The following is a 15,421-nucleotide window of genomic DNA, read 5'->3' on the forward strand; positions in this document are numbered from 1 at the left end:
CTTTCTTTGTAAAATCCCTAAAGCTTTTACAATGGCTGCCTGCGCAAAGGCATGGTCATGCAATGAATACTGCCGCCACCACGGGAAAACTGATTGAGCTCCGGATCAAGAACTGTCAGCCCTTCGGCACGCAGCATCTGGTTAATCCGCACAGAATGGCGCGGACTTACCACCCTATCTTTCCCTAAGGATAGTACGTTACACCCCATATCCCGCATGGCCTCACGATAGCTCACCGGCAGAATACGGATACCCTGTTCACGGAACCATTCCAGATCAGCTTCATCCAACACATCCACGGCAGCAATCGCAAGATTTTCCGCAACCATGCAGAAAATCACATCAAGATGAAGAAAATGCTCTGGAAAATGAAGCATCCGGCAGGTCCAGCCAGCCTCTTCAAACCAGCTGATAAATTCCGCTGCCCCTTTTGCATCGGTACGGCCACCACTCACACCAACTGCCAGCAGACCAGGACGGATGATATGAATATCCCCGCCTTCAATGCGCCCGGCGGTACAGGTGCGCCAGATTTCATCCGGTGCGTAAAAGGAACGAATTTCCTTTTCCTCTCCCACACGTTCCGGTCGAGAAAGATTTGTAACAACAGTGCCAAATGGCGTGGTTTGTGAACTGTCTCGCGTATAAACTTCGTACGGCATGTTTTCATGCGGCACAAGGAAATGGCAGGACACATCCTCGCTTTTAAGCGTTGAAACCAGTTCATCAAACTGAGTGCGCAAGGCGGTGCGATCTATGTTTCCGCCATGCGCCATTGTCTGAATAACAATATCGTTACTTGGAATCCATTCATAATAATCAGGCGGGCACAACAGAACATCTGCCAGCACACCGGTTTCGCTGTCTATAAACCACCTGTTTGCAGCCATGTCTTGAAATTCCTCAAGGTATCTGTTTCAGCCACAGACTATCCGAGAGATACTGCAATCTGAATATGAACAGACAAGAGTTCACTTTAGTTTTTTCACAAACATATTCAAATCACCCGGAAAACCGCCTTTCTCCCCGCTTTCTGCCTCTGGCATGTTGATAATTGTCCGCAGTCCGCCCTTCACAGCCCATGTTTTACGCGCCATAATCATTCCTTATAAGAAACAATAGTGCTTTGTTAATCAAGCCAAAGGATCCTCCGACAGTCTCCTTCATCTTTATCCTGACACCCCACCCAGCAGGAGCATTCAAACCATGATAGGAAGCAGCCATAAAAAACCCCGCCCCAGGAAAAGGCCGCGTGGGTTTCAAGGGCATGTTTCGGAAATAGACCTGCGCCTTCTGCGTGTCTTTCATACCGTGGCAGAACAGGGTGGGTTCAGCGCCGCTGAAATAACCCTTGGGAAAAGCAAGTCTTCTATCAGTCTGGACATTTCCGCTCTGGAAACACGTCTGGGGATCACCCTTTGCCTGCGCGGACGAAGTGGCTTTGCACTGACTGATGAAGGGCGTGAGGTGCTGGAGGCAACACATGCGCTTTTTCTTAATCTTGAACAGTTTCGCCAGCAGGTTAACCAAGCCAGTGGTATGTTAAGCGGCACATTCAACCTGTATGTGCCCGACAACATACAGACCCACGGTGAAACACCACTTGTAAAAGCCATTCATACATTCACACAAAACCATCCCAGCGTATTTATGAACCTGCATTCTGCCGCAACCAAGGAAGTGGAAGTGGCGGTTATAAACGGGCAGGCTACGGCCGGCATTACCCTTTACGCCCAGGGAGAGGCCCCTTTAGGCAGCCGCCCACTGGTGGCAGAATCATCTTTCCTGTTCTGCGGTGCCAGGCACCCTCTCTTTCATATGCCTGAAAAAGAAATCACGCTTGATGTGCTCACCAGCCAGCGCATGATCAGCGTTGCCGATGCCGCAACATCCAAAACATGGGAAGAAATACGCCCGTATTTCACCTACCATGCTAAGGCGGACAAAGTAGATGCACGCGCTCTTCTTATCCTGTCTGGCAGTTACATTGGATTTTTGCCGGAAATTTTTGCGGCACCTCTTGTTGCACAAAAATTACTACGCCGGATCACCTTTAATGATCTGCACCTTATAACCTGCTGCCATTTTTTGGCACGTATGTCTCCCGAAACCAGCCTGATGGTCGAAACATTCCGTAATTTACTGGAAGCGTCATATTAATGCCCCGCTTTTCCCCCCATCAGCCACTCATGCAGTGGTTCCAGCATGTTGTCGCGCTGCTCGGCATCCTTTTTATGGCTTCAGGCCAGCTAGGGTCAGCACGAGCCGAAGAACTTCCTTCGTTTATACATGATGGCACACTGACCATCTGCACCAACCCGACCCTTCCCCCCATGACCTTCGTGAAAGGTCAGGATGTCACACATCCGGAAGGGTTTGATATTGATGTTGCGCATTTTCTGGCCACACGCTGGCATGCGCAACTTTCCGTTATTACCATGGATTTTACAGGATTATTCCCCAGTCTGGGTGCCCAACGCTGTGGCCTGGTCATGAGTGGCATTATCCGCACACCCCCGCGTGAGAAAAGCTTTGATGCGGTTTCCTATCAGGATACGGCGCTGGTGGTGGCAGGACGTGCAAATACTCCTGTTCTGACCAGCATGGATGAGTTGTCTGGCAAGGATGTCGCTGTAGAATCCGGCACAAGCTATGTTACCCGCCTAGGTGTTATAAACAGCGCCCTTGTGGCCGCTGGCAAAGCCCCCATGATTATCCAGCAATATCCAACCGAAGAACAGGTTGTGCAGCAGGTGCTCATCGGGCGGGTTTTTGCATTTGTCAGCCAGGATGTTGAAATCTTTTTTCGTATGCGCCAGCTTCAGGGCAAACTACACATCCTTCTAACCCCGGATATTCCAGATTACCGACATTTTGCCATTTACCTGCGCCAGAACAAGCAGGATCAGGAACTGCTCCAAACAGCAATCACTGCGCTGGAAACAGATGGAACACTGGCAACACTACGCAACAAATGGTCCATTGCCGATCAGTCCACAAAACCGGGGACAGATGCGTCTTCCTCTGGCTCGATATTTGATTGGAACGCCTTTTTTTCTGCGCTGACATCCCGCGCCTTTATCCATGGCGCCCTGATTACATTAACCGTAGCCCTCCTTTCTCACGTCATCGCCATCACTTTGTCCGTGCCGATTGCCATTGCACTCAACAATCCTCAACGGTCTGTTCTCAAAATTGTTCTGGAAGGATATGTCGCTCTTTTTCGTGCCGCCCCAACATTGTTGCAGCTTCTTTTCATCTGGAATGCTGTGCCGCAGTTTTTCCCCATTTTTCGTGAACAATGGTTTACGCCCTTTTTGGCGACAGTTCTGGCCCTTTCCATCAATGAATCTGCTTATCAGGTGGAAATCAACCGTTCCGCACTCAGCGCCGTAGATCCGGGGCAGGAGCTTGGCGCCAGCGCACTTGGCCTCAACCGACGTGATATTTATTGGCGCGTTATTTTTCCGCAAGCGTTCCGTATTGCGCTTCCGCCCACCATCAATGAATTTATCAATCTTCTTAAAATGACATCCCTCGCCTCCGTCATCTCACTCCAGGAACTTCTGGCCGTGACACAAATACAGGTTGCACGGACCTTTGCCTTTACAGAATATTATGCTGCGGCTCTGGTTTATTACCTGGTCATGGTCTTCTTTTTCCTTTTCCTTCAAAAACGGGTTGAACGACGCTTCACCTGGTCTGACCGAAAAAAGGTTGTGTCCAATGCGGCATGAATCCACAACCACCCCCATAATTTCCGTGCGCGGCATGAGCAAGCTGTTTGGAGATTTTGTAGCACTTGACCGCTTGAACTTTGATGTAAGGAAAGGAGAAAAAATTGTTATCCTAGGGCCATCCGGATCTGGAAAATCCACCCTTATCCGCACATTAAACCGTATTGAACCCCATGATAGCGGAACCCTTACAATCAACGGCAAACTGATTAACGATAAAACCAACCCGATCCAACTGCGCTGTATGGTTGGCATGGTTTTCCAAAACTATAATCTCTTTCCTCACCTGAGTGTTTTGGAAAACTGTATTCTGGCGCCAATGCGCGTCCGGCATATGACACGCATTGAGGCTACAGATCTTGCCCGCCGCTATCTGGACCAGGTGGGCATTCCCGATCAGGCGGACAAATACCCGATTCAGCTTTCAGGCGGGCAGCAACAGCGCGTTGCCATTGCCAGAGCCCTGTGCATGCAGCCCGAAGTTATGCTGTTTGATGAACCCACAGCGGCCCTTGATCCAGAAGCGATTGTAGGTGTGGTAAGCATTATAGATGAACTGGCTGAACAGGGTATTACAACTGTGTGCGTAACACATGAAATGGCGTTCAGCCGCCGCATTGCAGATCATATTATCTTTATGGATCAAGGGAAAATTCTGGAAATCACCTCTCCGGGAACCTTTTTCACATCACCACAAACAGATCGCGCACAAAACTTTCTGAACCAGATGCTCCGTTATTGAGGAGTCCCAAATATCAATCAGAAAAAGTATGGTTGAGTCATTCCTAAACGAAGATAGGCAGTTTTCATTATCAAATAGAAATGAAAAGCCGGTTATCTTCGCGCCCCAGAAACCGGTTCCAATAGGAATGAAACAGGAATACGGGCATGAAATCATCTTTCTTACATCGGTCATTCCGTTTTCTGGCCGTTGTTCCAACATATATCACACTACCAACCTTGCCCTGCCTGCTTCTGGCATCAACCTCTTCCTTGGCCGCTGCTGCAACACCCGCCGCCAAAACGCAGCCTGCCACCATGCATTCCGTCTCTCCTGGGCGAAAGCATGCAACTGTTACACCGCGCCGTAAAAATACTGCCCCGCACATGGGTTCTACCGAGCATCTGGAAGTAACGCGCTCCCACACACACCGTTATCTGTCCTCCCCTGGCACGGTGAACGTTATGAGTGGCCAGGAACTGCGTGCACTGCGCATTGAAAGCCCAAAGGATATTGCCGCATTTACGCCGGGTGTTACGGCAGTAAACGCCACTTCCGGTTCAACACCCATTTTTTCCATCCGCGGGGTTGGTCTGGATGACTATATCGGCACGAATATGGGCGGAATTGGCATTTATCTGGATGGGCTGCTGGCGCCGTATCCAGTATTCTATAATGGCCAAATGCTCGATACCGAAAATGTCGCCGTGGAAAAAGGGCCGCAGGGCTTTGATATGGGCCGTAGCTCCACAGGTGGAACGGTTAATATACAGTCTGTAAAGCCATCTGATAAATTTGGTGGTTATGCAGAGTGGGGATATAGCAGCTACAATACAAACCGTGGTCGGTTTGCTGTAAACGTGCCAATCACCAACAAAATTTACAATCGCACAGCCTTTAACTACGTAAAGGGCGATGGCTGGCAAAAAGATATTGGAACCGGTGCACGCTATGGATCGCAGGATCTATTATCTATCCGCAACCTGACCAAGTTTGTTATAGATGATACTTCCTCCGTATTACTGAATCTGCATTATACACGAGACAAAGGTACCCCGATGTCTCCACAGGATCTGGATCCCGTGGATGGCGTAGGGCCGCCCCCACGTGCCAATGCCGTAAACGTTGGGAAAGATCCTGCCAAACGTGATGAAAACGGTGGGGGTGTTTCTGTTGCCTATACCAAAGCCTTCAACTTTGGCACATTTACCTCCACCACCGGCATAGATTTCTACCGCCGTGATGATTACGACAACTATGACGGCACATCCAACGAGTATGGTGATTATCGTTGGAATGATACATCCATCGCGCAATCACATGACATGCACCTGCGTATGAATCTTGCAAAAATTCTCCATCTGACCGTAGGCGTTTATGAGTCCTATGATAAAATTGATGGCAGTTACACAAGCTTCCGCAACTCCTTGTCCGCCACACCACCATATTGGCTGAGAGACCAGTTTTCTCAGCAAAACCTGTCCACAGGCCTGTACGTCAACACAGTTACCAATATCACCAAAAAGCTGGATTTCATTGCATCCGGTCGCCTTTCTTACGATGAGCGTGGCTTTAATGGTGGCACACATAACGTGCAAACCGGTGAACAAAGAACCTTTCTGGACGCTACCCACGCGTATCATCGTTTTACCGGACGTGTTGGCCTACGCTACCAGATTGTACCTGGCACCTATGCTTATGGCACCATTTCCAATGGTTATAAGCCCGGCACCTATTTTGCTGGCCCCGTGGCAGCCACATCTGCTCTGGATTACGTGAAACCTGAAAACCTGATTGCGTATGAAGTTGGGATCAAATCCTCCCTTCTGCATAACAAGCTTGTGGTGGAAGGATCCTTGTTTGACTACGAATACCATAATCGGCAGACGCTTTTTTTCGCCCCCATGCCAGATGGATCAAACTCCCTTACACTGGGCACAATTTCCCGGGCACGCACACGCGGTGGAGAAATTTCCAGCACACTGCATAATCTTGTTCCCAATCTGGATCTGCGCGGTTCTTTCGCCTATCTGGATGCGCAAGCCAAAAGTCCTGTAGCCTCCATTAACGGACTTCCGCTGGATCCTCCTGTTACGCATAATTCGCCTTTGCCATTTGCGCCGCGTTTTTCATGGAGCGCCGTTGCCCGTTACGGCATAAACATGGGCCTGTACCGCACAACATTGCAGGCCAGCTACACATGGAAAGACAACATGTGGGTTGCTCTGGGGGACCCCAACGCCAAATCCAGCAAGATCAGCTCCCTTGGCCTCCGCATGGAATTCGGCCCCAAAACCGGCAAGTGGTCTGCCGCCGTATATGTTGACAATCTGCAGAACAAGCATGGCACAACCTATTCCTTTACCGGAAGCGATGATAACCGCGCCCAGTATATTCAAACACCTCGCTGGGTTGGCTGTGATCTGCACTACAACTTCTGAATGCCACACATAAAACCGGGAAAGACCTTATGAATCTTGAACTTTTCCGCACATTGTGGGGGGATGATCGGCGATGGGATATGCCGCTGACAGAAGCACGCAAAGCCGGTTTTGTGGGGCTAGAAGGCCGCATTCCTCAAACTCAGGCACAAGCACGGGAATGCGCCACCATTTTACAGCAGGAAGGCGCGCCTTACATTGCTATTGCCATGACGGGTGGCGGCGTTATTCCACAACAAAAAGCGACAGTGCAGGACCACTTGGACGATCTGCGCCACGCAATAGATCGCGCATTGTTCATGACCCCCCGGTTTATGAATATTCTAGGAGGAAATGACCGCTGGCCTGCCAACCAGCAAGTTGAATTTATGGCATTGGCGCAGGATATATGCCGCGCAGCGAATATAACATGTTGTTTTGAAACACATCGTTCCCGCATTCTGGCAACGCCCTGGGTTACCCTTGATGTTATCGCGCAGCTTCCAGATGTGCTTTTTACTGCTGATATCAGCCATTGGGTTGTCTGCTGCGAAAGGTTACTGAATGATTCGGCGGATGATTTCTCTACCTTTATACGCCGTGTTCACCATATTCAGGCACGTATAGGGTATGATCAAGGCCCTCAGGCGCCTCACCCGGCAGCACCTGAATATGCGCCGGCTCTCCGCTTTCACCAGCATATCTGGCAGGCAATCTGGCAAAGCCAGCACTTACGCGGATACACCACCACCATGACCCCGGAATGTGGGCCAGATGGTTATCTGCATACCCTGCCATTTACCAACATGCCCGTAGCTGACCTTTGGTCATTGAATGTCTGGACGGGCCAGACAGAATACGAACATTTTCAACATGTCATGTCAGATTCTGGCAACAAGAAGGAACTGGGTTGATGTCTGTCTCCAAGACCACTGAAACTTTTACCAGTATTCCGGTTATTGATATCAGCAAATTATATAGCTCTGACCTTGCGGAGCGTAAGGCTGTAGCCGAAAAATTGGGAGATGCAGCCCGTAATATCGGGTTTCTTTACATTTCCGGCCATAATGTTAGCGCTGATCTGATTGAAAGCGTGCGCAAGGCTGCACGTGAATTTTTTGCCGAACCATTTGAAAAAAAGATGGAATATTACATAGGCACGTCCGCCACCCATAAAGGTTTTGTACCTGAAGGGGAAGAAGTCTATTCTGCGGGGCGACCAGACCACAAAGAAGCCTTTGATATTGGATATGAAGTACCTGCCAACCATCCTCTAGTGCAGGCAGGAACACCCTTGCTGGGGCCTAATAACTGGCCAGATATTCCGGGGTTCCGCTCTGCTGCGGAAGCTTATTACCGCACCGTTTTTGATCTGGGTCGCACACTCTTCCGCGGGCTTGCCCTCGCATTAGGGTTAAACGAAAGCTACTTTGATACAGTTGCAAATTTCCCCCCCTCCAAATTGCGCATGATCCACTATCCTTACGATGCTGATGCACAGGATGCCCCAGGCATTGGCGCCCACACAGATTACGAGTGTTTTACAATTCTGCTGACGGATAAACCCGGCCTGGAAGTGATGAACGGCAACGGAGACTGGATTGATGCGCCGCCAATTCCGGGGGCATTTGTTGTGAATATTGGTGATATGCTGGAAGTGATGACGGCCGGAGAATTTGTGGCCACAGCACACCGTGTTAGAAAAGTTTCAGAAGAACGTTACTCTTTTCCACTATTTTATGCCTGTGACTATCACACACAGATTCGCCCACTTCCTGCCTTTGCAAAAAAAATTGATGCTTCTTATGAAACCATAACCATTGGAGAGCACATGTGGGCTCAGGCGCTACAAACGTATCAATATCTGGTTAAAAAGGTTGAAAAGGGCGAACTGAAACTGCCCAAAGGTGCACGTAAAACAGCCACTTTCGGGCATTTCAAACGCAACTCTGCTGCCTGAATACAAATGTGCAGCAGCACCTTTAAGGAGGTTTTACAAATGACAACACAGCAAACAGAACAGGAACTGCGAGAAGACCTGGCAGCCGCCTACCGGCTGATGGCTCATTTCAACATGACTGATCTTGTTTATACTCATCTTTCCGTTCGGCTTCCCAATGCCGGACATCGCTATCTGGTCAACCCGTATGGCCTGCTGTTTGAAGAAATCACAGCAAGTTCTCTGGTGATTGTAGATGCTGATGGCATTCCCCAGCAGGAAACCAGTTGGGCCATAAATCCGGCCGGTTTTGTCATTCACTCCGCCATACATGCCAACCGCCCCGATGCGGCATGTGTCATGCACACGCACACCATTCCAGGCATGGTGATTGCCGCACAAGATAGAGGCATTCTGCCACTTAACCAAATTAACATCGAATTTTACGGTGCTGTCGCTTTTCATGCGTATGAAGGTATTGCTGCGGATGATAACCTGAGCGAGCGGGAACGGCTTGTACGCGATCTTGGATCTCGCAATGCCATCATTCTGCAAAACCATGGTCTGTTAACAGTTGGCAGCACTGTAGCGCAAGCATTTTACCGTATGTATTACATGGAACAGGCCTGCAAAATCCAGATTGCCACTCAATCTACCGGGGTGCCTTTGCATATACCTTCGGAAGAAAAAATCCTGCGTACTAAAAGTCAGTTTGATACAGACCCCGATCAGGGCCAAATGATCTGGAAAGCCCTGCGCCGTAAATTGGATAGGGAACAGCCTGATTACAAAAAGTAATTTGAAAAACACTTATTACAGCACGAGCCTTATGCACCTATTATAATAAAGCTGGAGGGTTTTTAGAACCCTCCACCTAATGCTCCGGCAACGGAAGCCAGTGCCGAGCTTGTCATCAGAATTGCAGCTATAATTTTTCGGTCAGCACCGGCACTCACGTTCCGTCGCAACGGCATTGTTTCCCTTACTATGCTCTACTTAGCAGGGGAGATGGCATTAGGCTCAGGACTCATAGCCAGAACAAGACGGTTGCGGCGAGGCAGACTGCGGAGAAGAAGACGGTCGGGCATCTGTCATAGCGTGTTGCGACCCGTCTCCAGTCCTTGAGCCTGCCGAACATGATCTCGATACGGTTGCGTCTTTTGTATTTCCGTTTGTCGTATTTGACCGGTTTTGCGCGAGATTTTCGACCAGGAATACAGGGTTTGATCCCCTTCTCCTCCAGGGCCTCTCTGAACCAGTCAGCGTCGTAGCCCCGGTCTGCCAGCATCCATTCGGCTGATGGGAGACTGTCCAGAAGGGCAGCGGCACCAGTATAATCACTGATCTGACCTGCTGTCATGAAGAAGTTGAGCGGACGTCCGTTCCGGTCAGTGACAGCATGCAGCTTCGTATTCATCCCGCCTTTGGTCCGCCCGATCAAACGGCCTGGGCCCCCTTTTTTAACCGCAGGCTCGAAGCCGTGCGATGGGCCTTGAGATAGGTCGCATCAATCATGATTGTCTGAGGCTCTGCCTTGCCAGTAGCCAATCCCTCCATCATGCGGATGAAGATCCCCATAGCACTCCAGCGCTTCCAGCGGTTGTAGAGCGTCTTGTGTGGACCGTATTCCCGGGGGGCATCACGCCAGCGCAGACCATTTCTGTTCACGAAAATGATCCCACTCAACACACGACGGTCATCAACGCGAGGTTTGCCATGGCTCTTCGGGAAAAAGGGCCGCAGACGATCCATCTGTTCCTCGGTCAGCCAATACAGGTCACTCATCTTCAGTCTCCTCACAGAGGCTGAATCAGATTTCCGCAATCAAATCAATGGGTCCTGAGCCTAATGCGGCTGCATTGCAGTTTCCCCTGCTTGAGCGACGGGTGCCGAGAAAAATTTTTCCCTCTTTTTTATGATCGGCTACGAAAAAATTAGAAATCGGAGATTATGACAAGCCAAGGCGTCACACGCCTTACGACTACACCCTCATGAGCCTGCACCAAGGCATGGAGCGCTCCCAGTGGGTTATTCAGGTGGAGGGTTCGAAAAACCCCCTGGTATTGAGGTCTGCTCTGTGATTCCATTTCCCCTTAGTTGATTGGGGATGATGAAAGATGAAGCAGCCGGGTTTCTTTGATGTTGAAGAACGGCTTGCCCGCTTGAGTGGGCTTGGTGATCAGCTCGAAGCATTTTCCCGGACTGTGGATTTTGAAGTCTTCCGCCCTGACCTGGAGAAGGCTCTGGCGTATTCTGACGGAAGCAAAGGCGGACGACCGCCATTTGATCCGGTGCTGATGTTCAAAATTCTGGTGATCCAGACGCTCAACAATTTGTCTGATGAGCGGACGGAATATCTGATCAACGATCGCCTCTCCTTTATGCGTTTCCTTGGGCTGGGACTTTCAGATCGGGTGCCGGATGCCAAAACGGTCTGGCTGTGTCAAAAGCGTCTGACCCAGGCGGGTGCGATCGATGGGCTGTTCAACCGCTTTGATGCGACCCTGCGCAACGCCGGGTATTTACCGATGTCAGGCCAGATCCTGGATGCCACGCTGGTAGCGGCTCCGAAGCAGCGGAACACCAATGCAGAGAAAGCGGATCTGCGAGCAGGCCGTATTCCTGAAGACTGGCAGGACAAACCCGCAAAGCTGTCGCACAAGGATCGTCATGCGCGCTGGACACTGAAGTTCACGAAGGCGAAGCGGCAGGATGATGGAACCATGCCATCCAGCGATCTCGCCATCCCGTTCTTTGGCTATAAATCGCATGTTTCCATCGATCGGAAATACCGGTTCATCCGGAAATGGAAAACAACGCATGCCGCCGCCAGTGATGGCGCGCGATTGAGAGAGGGGCTGCTGGATAAAACCAATACGGCCTCAACGGTCTGGGCTGACACGGCCTATCGCTCAAAAGCGAATGAGGACTTCATGGAGGAGCAGGGCTTTGTCTCGAAGGTTCACAGGAAAAAGCCGCATCTCAAGCCTATGCCCAGGCATATCCAGAAATCCAACGCCGGAAAGTCCGTTATCCGGTCGCGTGTCGAGCATGTCTTTGCTGATCAGAAATCACAGACCGGGCTGTTCGTCCGAACCGTCGGCATAACGCGGGCCACCATGAGGATCGGGTTGGCCAATATCGTCTATAATATGCGCCGCTTCCTCTTCCTGGAGCGGATCAGCGCGAATGCATAGCAATCCAGCGGGGGGCAGCACTCAATCTGCTCAAAACGCAGATCGAAAACGAACCCAAAAGTAGTCAATCAAATCGCCAAAAACCTGAAATCACCAGCCAAGCGTATCAATCAAGGGTTCTTCGATCCCTCCAGGTCTCGAATAAGGTCGGTCATCAATTCGGAAACTAAAATTACATTCGCTTCTGAGCCTGATTGTAACAGCGTCTCACGTCAATGCAGATAATCGCAAGTGGTTGCGCGGTAAGATACCCCGGATTTGAACCTACCTCCCCTAAATAACTGAAATTAAACAGTTTCCCAGAATGTGCCCTCGGTTTACGCATAGCAAAACCCCGCCGAGTCAGGGACTTAGCGGGGTTTCAGAAACTGTGCTTGGTTGCGGGGGCAGGATTTGAACCTGCGGCCTTCAGGTTATGAGCCTGACGAGCTACCGGGCTGCTCCACCCCGCGGTTGTAAGTGTGTTGAAATTTGCTGGGGTAATATTTGAGTAGGGTGGATTGGAAGACCTGGCGGCGACCGACTTTCCCGTGGCTTAAGCCACAGTATCATAGGCGCTGGGGGTTTTCACGGCCGAGTTCGGGATGGGATCGGGTGGATCTCTCCCCGCCATGGCCACCAGGTCATCCAGTCCACCCTGTAGAGGGTGTGTGGAGGACGGTTGGTATGAAGAAGTAGGCGTCTATATGGATGATTTCTGTGCACGGGCTGTCCTTTTAAGGGGACAGTAAGAGAGTGAGCCTATTGGGTGATTAGGACCAGTTAGCTGCACGTGTTACCACGCTTTCACACCTGGCCTATTAACGTGGTGGTCTACCACGACCCTCAGGGAGACCTAGTTTTGAGGTGGGTTTCCCGCTTAGATGCTTTCAGCGGTTATCCCTTCCATACTTAGCTACCCGGCGGTGCCGCTGGCGCGACAACCGGTGCACCAGAGGTATGTTCATCCCGGTCCTCTCGTACTAGGGACAAATCCTCTCAAGTCTCCAACATCCACGGCAGATAGGGACCGAACTGTCTCACGACGTTCTAAACCCAGCTCACGTACCACTTTAATCGGCGAACAGCCGAACCCTTGGGACCTGCTCCAGCCCCAGGATGTGATGAGCCGACATCGAGGTGCCAAACCTCCCCGTCGATGTGGACTCTTGGGGGAGATCAGCCTGTTATCCCTAGAGTACCTTTTATCCGTTGAGCGATGGCCCTTCCACGCGGGACCACCGGATCACTATGGCCGACTTTCGTCTCTGCTCGAGCTGTCACTCTCGCAGTCAGGCGGGCTTATGCCATTGCACTCAACAGCCGGTTTCCGACCGGCCTGAGCCCACCATCGCGCGCCTCCGTTACACTTTGGGAGGCGACCGCCCCAGTCAAACTGCCCACCATACAGGGTCCCGGATCAGGCTAACTGACCACGGTTAGACATCAGAAAAATTCAGGGTGGTATTTCAAGGATGGCTCCACAGGAACTGGCGCCCCTGCTTCAAAGCCTCCCACCTATCCTACACAGAATGTCTCTGATGCCACTGTAAAGCTGCAGTAAAGGTTCATAGGGTCTTTCCGTCTGACCGCGGATACCCCGCATCTTCACGGGGAATTCAATTTCGCTGAGCCGATGCTGGAGACAGCGGGGAAGTCGTTACGCCATTCGTGCAGGTCGGAACTTACCCGACAAGGAATTTCGCTACCTTAGGACCGTTATAGTTACGGCCGCCGTTTACCGGGGCTTCAATTCAGTGCTCTCACACCTCCTCTTAACCTTCCGGCACCGGGCAGGCGTCAGACCCTATACGTCGTCTTTCGACTTCGCAGAGTCCTGTGTTTTTAATAAACAGTCGCTACCCCCTGGTCTGTGCCACCCGCCAATGGTTGCCCACCAACGGGTCTCGCTTATCCCGAAGTTACACGAGCAATTTGCCTAGTTCCTTCAGCATCGTTCTCTCAAGCGCCTTGGTATTCTCTACCAGTCCACCTGTGTCGGTTTCGGGTACGGTCTATACGCCAGAGCTATTTCCTGGAATGCTCCAAAAGCCAAGTCAATCCGTTAAGACCTGACAACATATCGCATTCGTCACTTCTGGCAGGTACAGGAATATTCACCTGTTTCCCATCGACTACGGCTCTCGCCCTCGCCTTAGGGGCCGACTAACCCTGCGTGGATTAACCTTGCGCAGGAACCCTTGGACTTTCGGCGACAGTGTTTCTCGCACTGTTTGTCGCTACTCATGTCAGCATTCGCACTTCCGATATCTCCAGAGAGGGTCACCCCGTCTCCTTCACTGACTTACGGAACGCTCCGCTACCGCGCATATCATAGATATGCACCCACAGCTTCGGCACGTGGCTTGAGCCCCGTTACATTTTCGGCGCAGGGTTTCTATTAGACCAGTGAGCTATTACGCTTTCTTTAAAGGATGGCTGCTTCTAAGCCAACCTCCTGGTTGTTATGGAATCCCCACATCCTTTCCCACTTAGCCACGATTTGGGGACCTTAGCTGGTGGTCTGGGCTGTTTCCCTCTCGACAATGGACCTTAGCACCCACTGTCTGTCTGCCAGGCTATACTTCCGGGTATTCGGAGTTTGGTTGGGTTTGGTAAGGCTTTGGGCCCCCTAGCCCATCCAGTGCTCTACCCCCCGGGGTAACCACCTGACGGTCTACCTCAATAGATTTCGCGGAGAACCAGCTATCTCCGAGTTTGATTGGCCTTTCACCCCTAGCCACAGCTCATCCCCGACTTTTTCAACAGGCGTGGGTTCGGCCCTCCAGTGCGTATTACCGCACCTTCAGCCTGGCCATGGCTAGATCACTCGGTTTCGGGTCTTCTGCCAGCAACTATGCGCCCTATTCAGACTCGCTTTCGCTACGCCTACACCTACCGGCTTAAGCTCGCTGCAAACAGAAACTCGCTGACCCATTATACAAAAGGTACGCCGTCACCCCATAAGAGGCTCCGACTGCTTGTAGGCATCCGGTTTCAGGTCTCTTTCACTCCCCTCGTCGGGGTGCTTTTCACCTTTCCCTCACGGTACTTGTTCGCTATCGGTCACTAGGGAGTATTTAGGCTTGGAGGGTGGTCCCCCCATGTTCAGACAGGGTTTCACGTGCCCCGCCCTACTCAAGCATCCTCAAAGACACTACACATACGGGACTGTCACCCACTATGGTCAGCCTTTCCAGACTGTTCTGCTTCTTCTTCAAAAATGACTGGCCTGTTCCGCGTTCGCTCGCCACTACTAGCAGAATCTCAATTGATGTCTTTTCCTCCAGGTACTGAGATGTTTCAGTTCCCCGGGTTCGCCTCGTAACCCTATGTATTCAGATCACGATACCCATCGCTGGGTGGGTTGCCCCATTCGGAAATCTGCGGATCAATGCCTGCTCGCGGCTCCCCACAGCTTATCGCAG

General features: G+C 51.1%; 11 protein-coding genes, 1 tRNA gene and 2 rRNA genes (1 of these 14 cut by a window edge). 8 read left to right on the forward strand and 6 right to left on the reverse strand.

The annotated features are described in order from the left end of the window. Positions 1-26 precede the first annotated feature (26 nt). Positions 27-890: a dimethylarginine dimethylaminohydrolase family protein gene (locus A4S02_RS06150; protein ID WP_070323257.1), complete on the reverse strand. Its 864-nt coding sequence runs from the start codon at positions 888-890 to the stop codon at positions 27-29. An 81-nt stretch (positions 891-971) separates the two neighbouring features. Then, on the reverse strand, positions 972-1,097 hold the full coding sequence (locus tag A4S02_RS16275) for a hypothetical protein (RefSeq protein ID WP_259331524.1): 126 nt from the start codon (positions 1,095-1,097) through the stop codon (positions 972-974). 109 nt (positions 1,098-1,206) lie between these two features. Here A4S02_RS16275 and A4S02_RS06155 point away from each other — a divergent pair, with 109 nt between their 5' ends. The 7 genes from A4S02_RS06155 to A4S02_RS06185 all read left to right on the forward strand — a co-directional run bounded on the left by A4S02_RS06155 (position 1,207) and on the right by A4S02_RS06185 (position 9,615). Next, on the forward strand, positions 1,207-2,160 hold the full coding sequence (locus A4S02_RS06155; protein ID WP_070323258.1) for a LysR family transcriptional regulator: 954 nt from the start codon (positions 1,207-1,209) through the stop codon (positions 2,158-2,160). Continuing rightward, complete coding sequence (locus A4S02_RS06160) at positions 2,160-3,737, forward strand: ABC transporter substrate-binding protein/permease (protein WP_082246773.1); 1,578 nt, start codon at positions 2,160-2,162, stop codon at positions 3,735-3,737. Before A4S02_RS06155 ends, A4S02_RS06160 begins: the two co-directional genes overlap by 1 nt. Beyond that, the gene (locus A4S02_RS06165) at positions 3,727-4,479 is read left to right on the forward strand and encodes an amino acid ABC transporter ATP-binding protein (protein WP_070323259.1); all 753 of its coding nucleotides are present in this window, start codon (positions 3,727-3,729) and stop codon (positions 4,477-4,479) included. The genes A4S02_RS06160 and A4S02_RS06165 overlap by 11 nt, the downstream gene beginning before the upstream one ends. A 146-nt stretch (positions 4,480-4,625) precedes the next feature. After that, a complete protein-coding gene (locus A4S02_RS06170; RefSeq protein WP_070323260.1) occupies positions 4,626-6,899 on the forward strand; it encodes a TonB-dependent receptor in 2,274 nt (757 codons plus the stop codon). A gap of 29 nt (positions 6,900-6,928) precedes the next feature. Beyond that, a complete protein-coding gene (locus tag A4S02_RS06175; RefSeq protein ID WP_070323261.1) occupies positions 6,929-7,792 on the forward strand; it encodes a TIM barrel protein in 864 nt (287 codons plus the stop codon). After that, positions 7,792-8,838 (forward strand): isopenicillin N synthase family dioxygenase, encoded by a 1,047-nt coding sequence (locus A4S02_RS06180; protein WP_070323262.1) that lies wholly within the window; start codon positions 7,792-7,794, stop codon positions 8,836-8,838. The genes A4S02_RS06175 and A4S02_RS06180 overlap by 1 nt, the downstream gene beginning before the upstream one ends. 39 nt (positions 8,839-8,877) lie before the next feature. Further along, a complete protein-coding gene (locus A4S02_RS06185; RefSeq protein ID WP_070323263.1) occupies positions 8,878-9,615 on the forward strand; it encodes a class II aldolase/adducin family protein in 738 nt (245 codons plus the stop codon). Positions 9,616-9,844: 229 nt separating this feature from the next. On the opposite strand, the gene A4S02_RS15010 is transcribed toward A4S02_RS06185, so the two are convergent. Next, a protein-coding gene (locus tag A4S02_RS15010; RefSeq protein WP_099046885.1) for an IS5 family transposase occupies positions 9,845-10,602 on the reverse strand; the annotation gives its coding sequence in 2 pieces (ribosomal slippage) (positions 9,845-10,281 and positions 10,281-10,602; 759 coding nt in all). Between the two features lie 332 nt (positions 10,603-10,934). Between A4S02_RS15010 and A4S02_RS06200 the strand changes: the two genes are divergently transcribed. After that, positions 10,935-12,014 (forward strand): IS5 family transposase, encoded by a 1,080-nt coding sequence (locus A4S02_RS06200; RefSeq protein ID WP_070323264.1) that lies wholly within the window; start codon positions 10,935-10,937, stop codon positions 12,012-12,014. A 375-nt stretch (positions 12,015-12,389) separates the two neighbouring features. On the opposite strand, the gene A4S02_RS06205 is transcribed toward A4S02_RS06200, so the two are convergent. From A4S02_RS06205 to A4S02_RS06215, 3 genes are all read right to left on the reverse strand, one after another. Further along, positions 12,390-12,466 (reverse strand) — tRNA-Met (locus tag A4S02_RS06205). Between the two features lie 55 nt (positions 12,467-12,521). Further along, positions 12,522-12,637: ribosomal RNA gene (gene rrf, locus A4S02_RS06210) — 5S ribosomal RNA — on the reverse strand. A gap of 108 nt (positions 12,638-12,745) precedes the next feature. Then, positions 12,746-15,421 (reverse strand): 23S ribosomal RNA (locus A4S02_RS06215); it runs 66 nt beyond the window's last position.

This window comes from Acetobacter ascendens, from assembly GCF_001766235.1.
Taxonomy (GTDB): Bacteria; Pseudomonadota; Alphaproteobacteria; order Acetobacterales; family Acetobacteraceae; genus Acetobacter; species Acetobacter ascendens.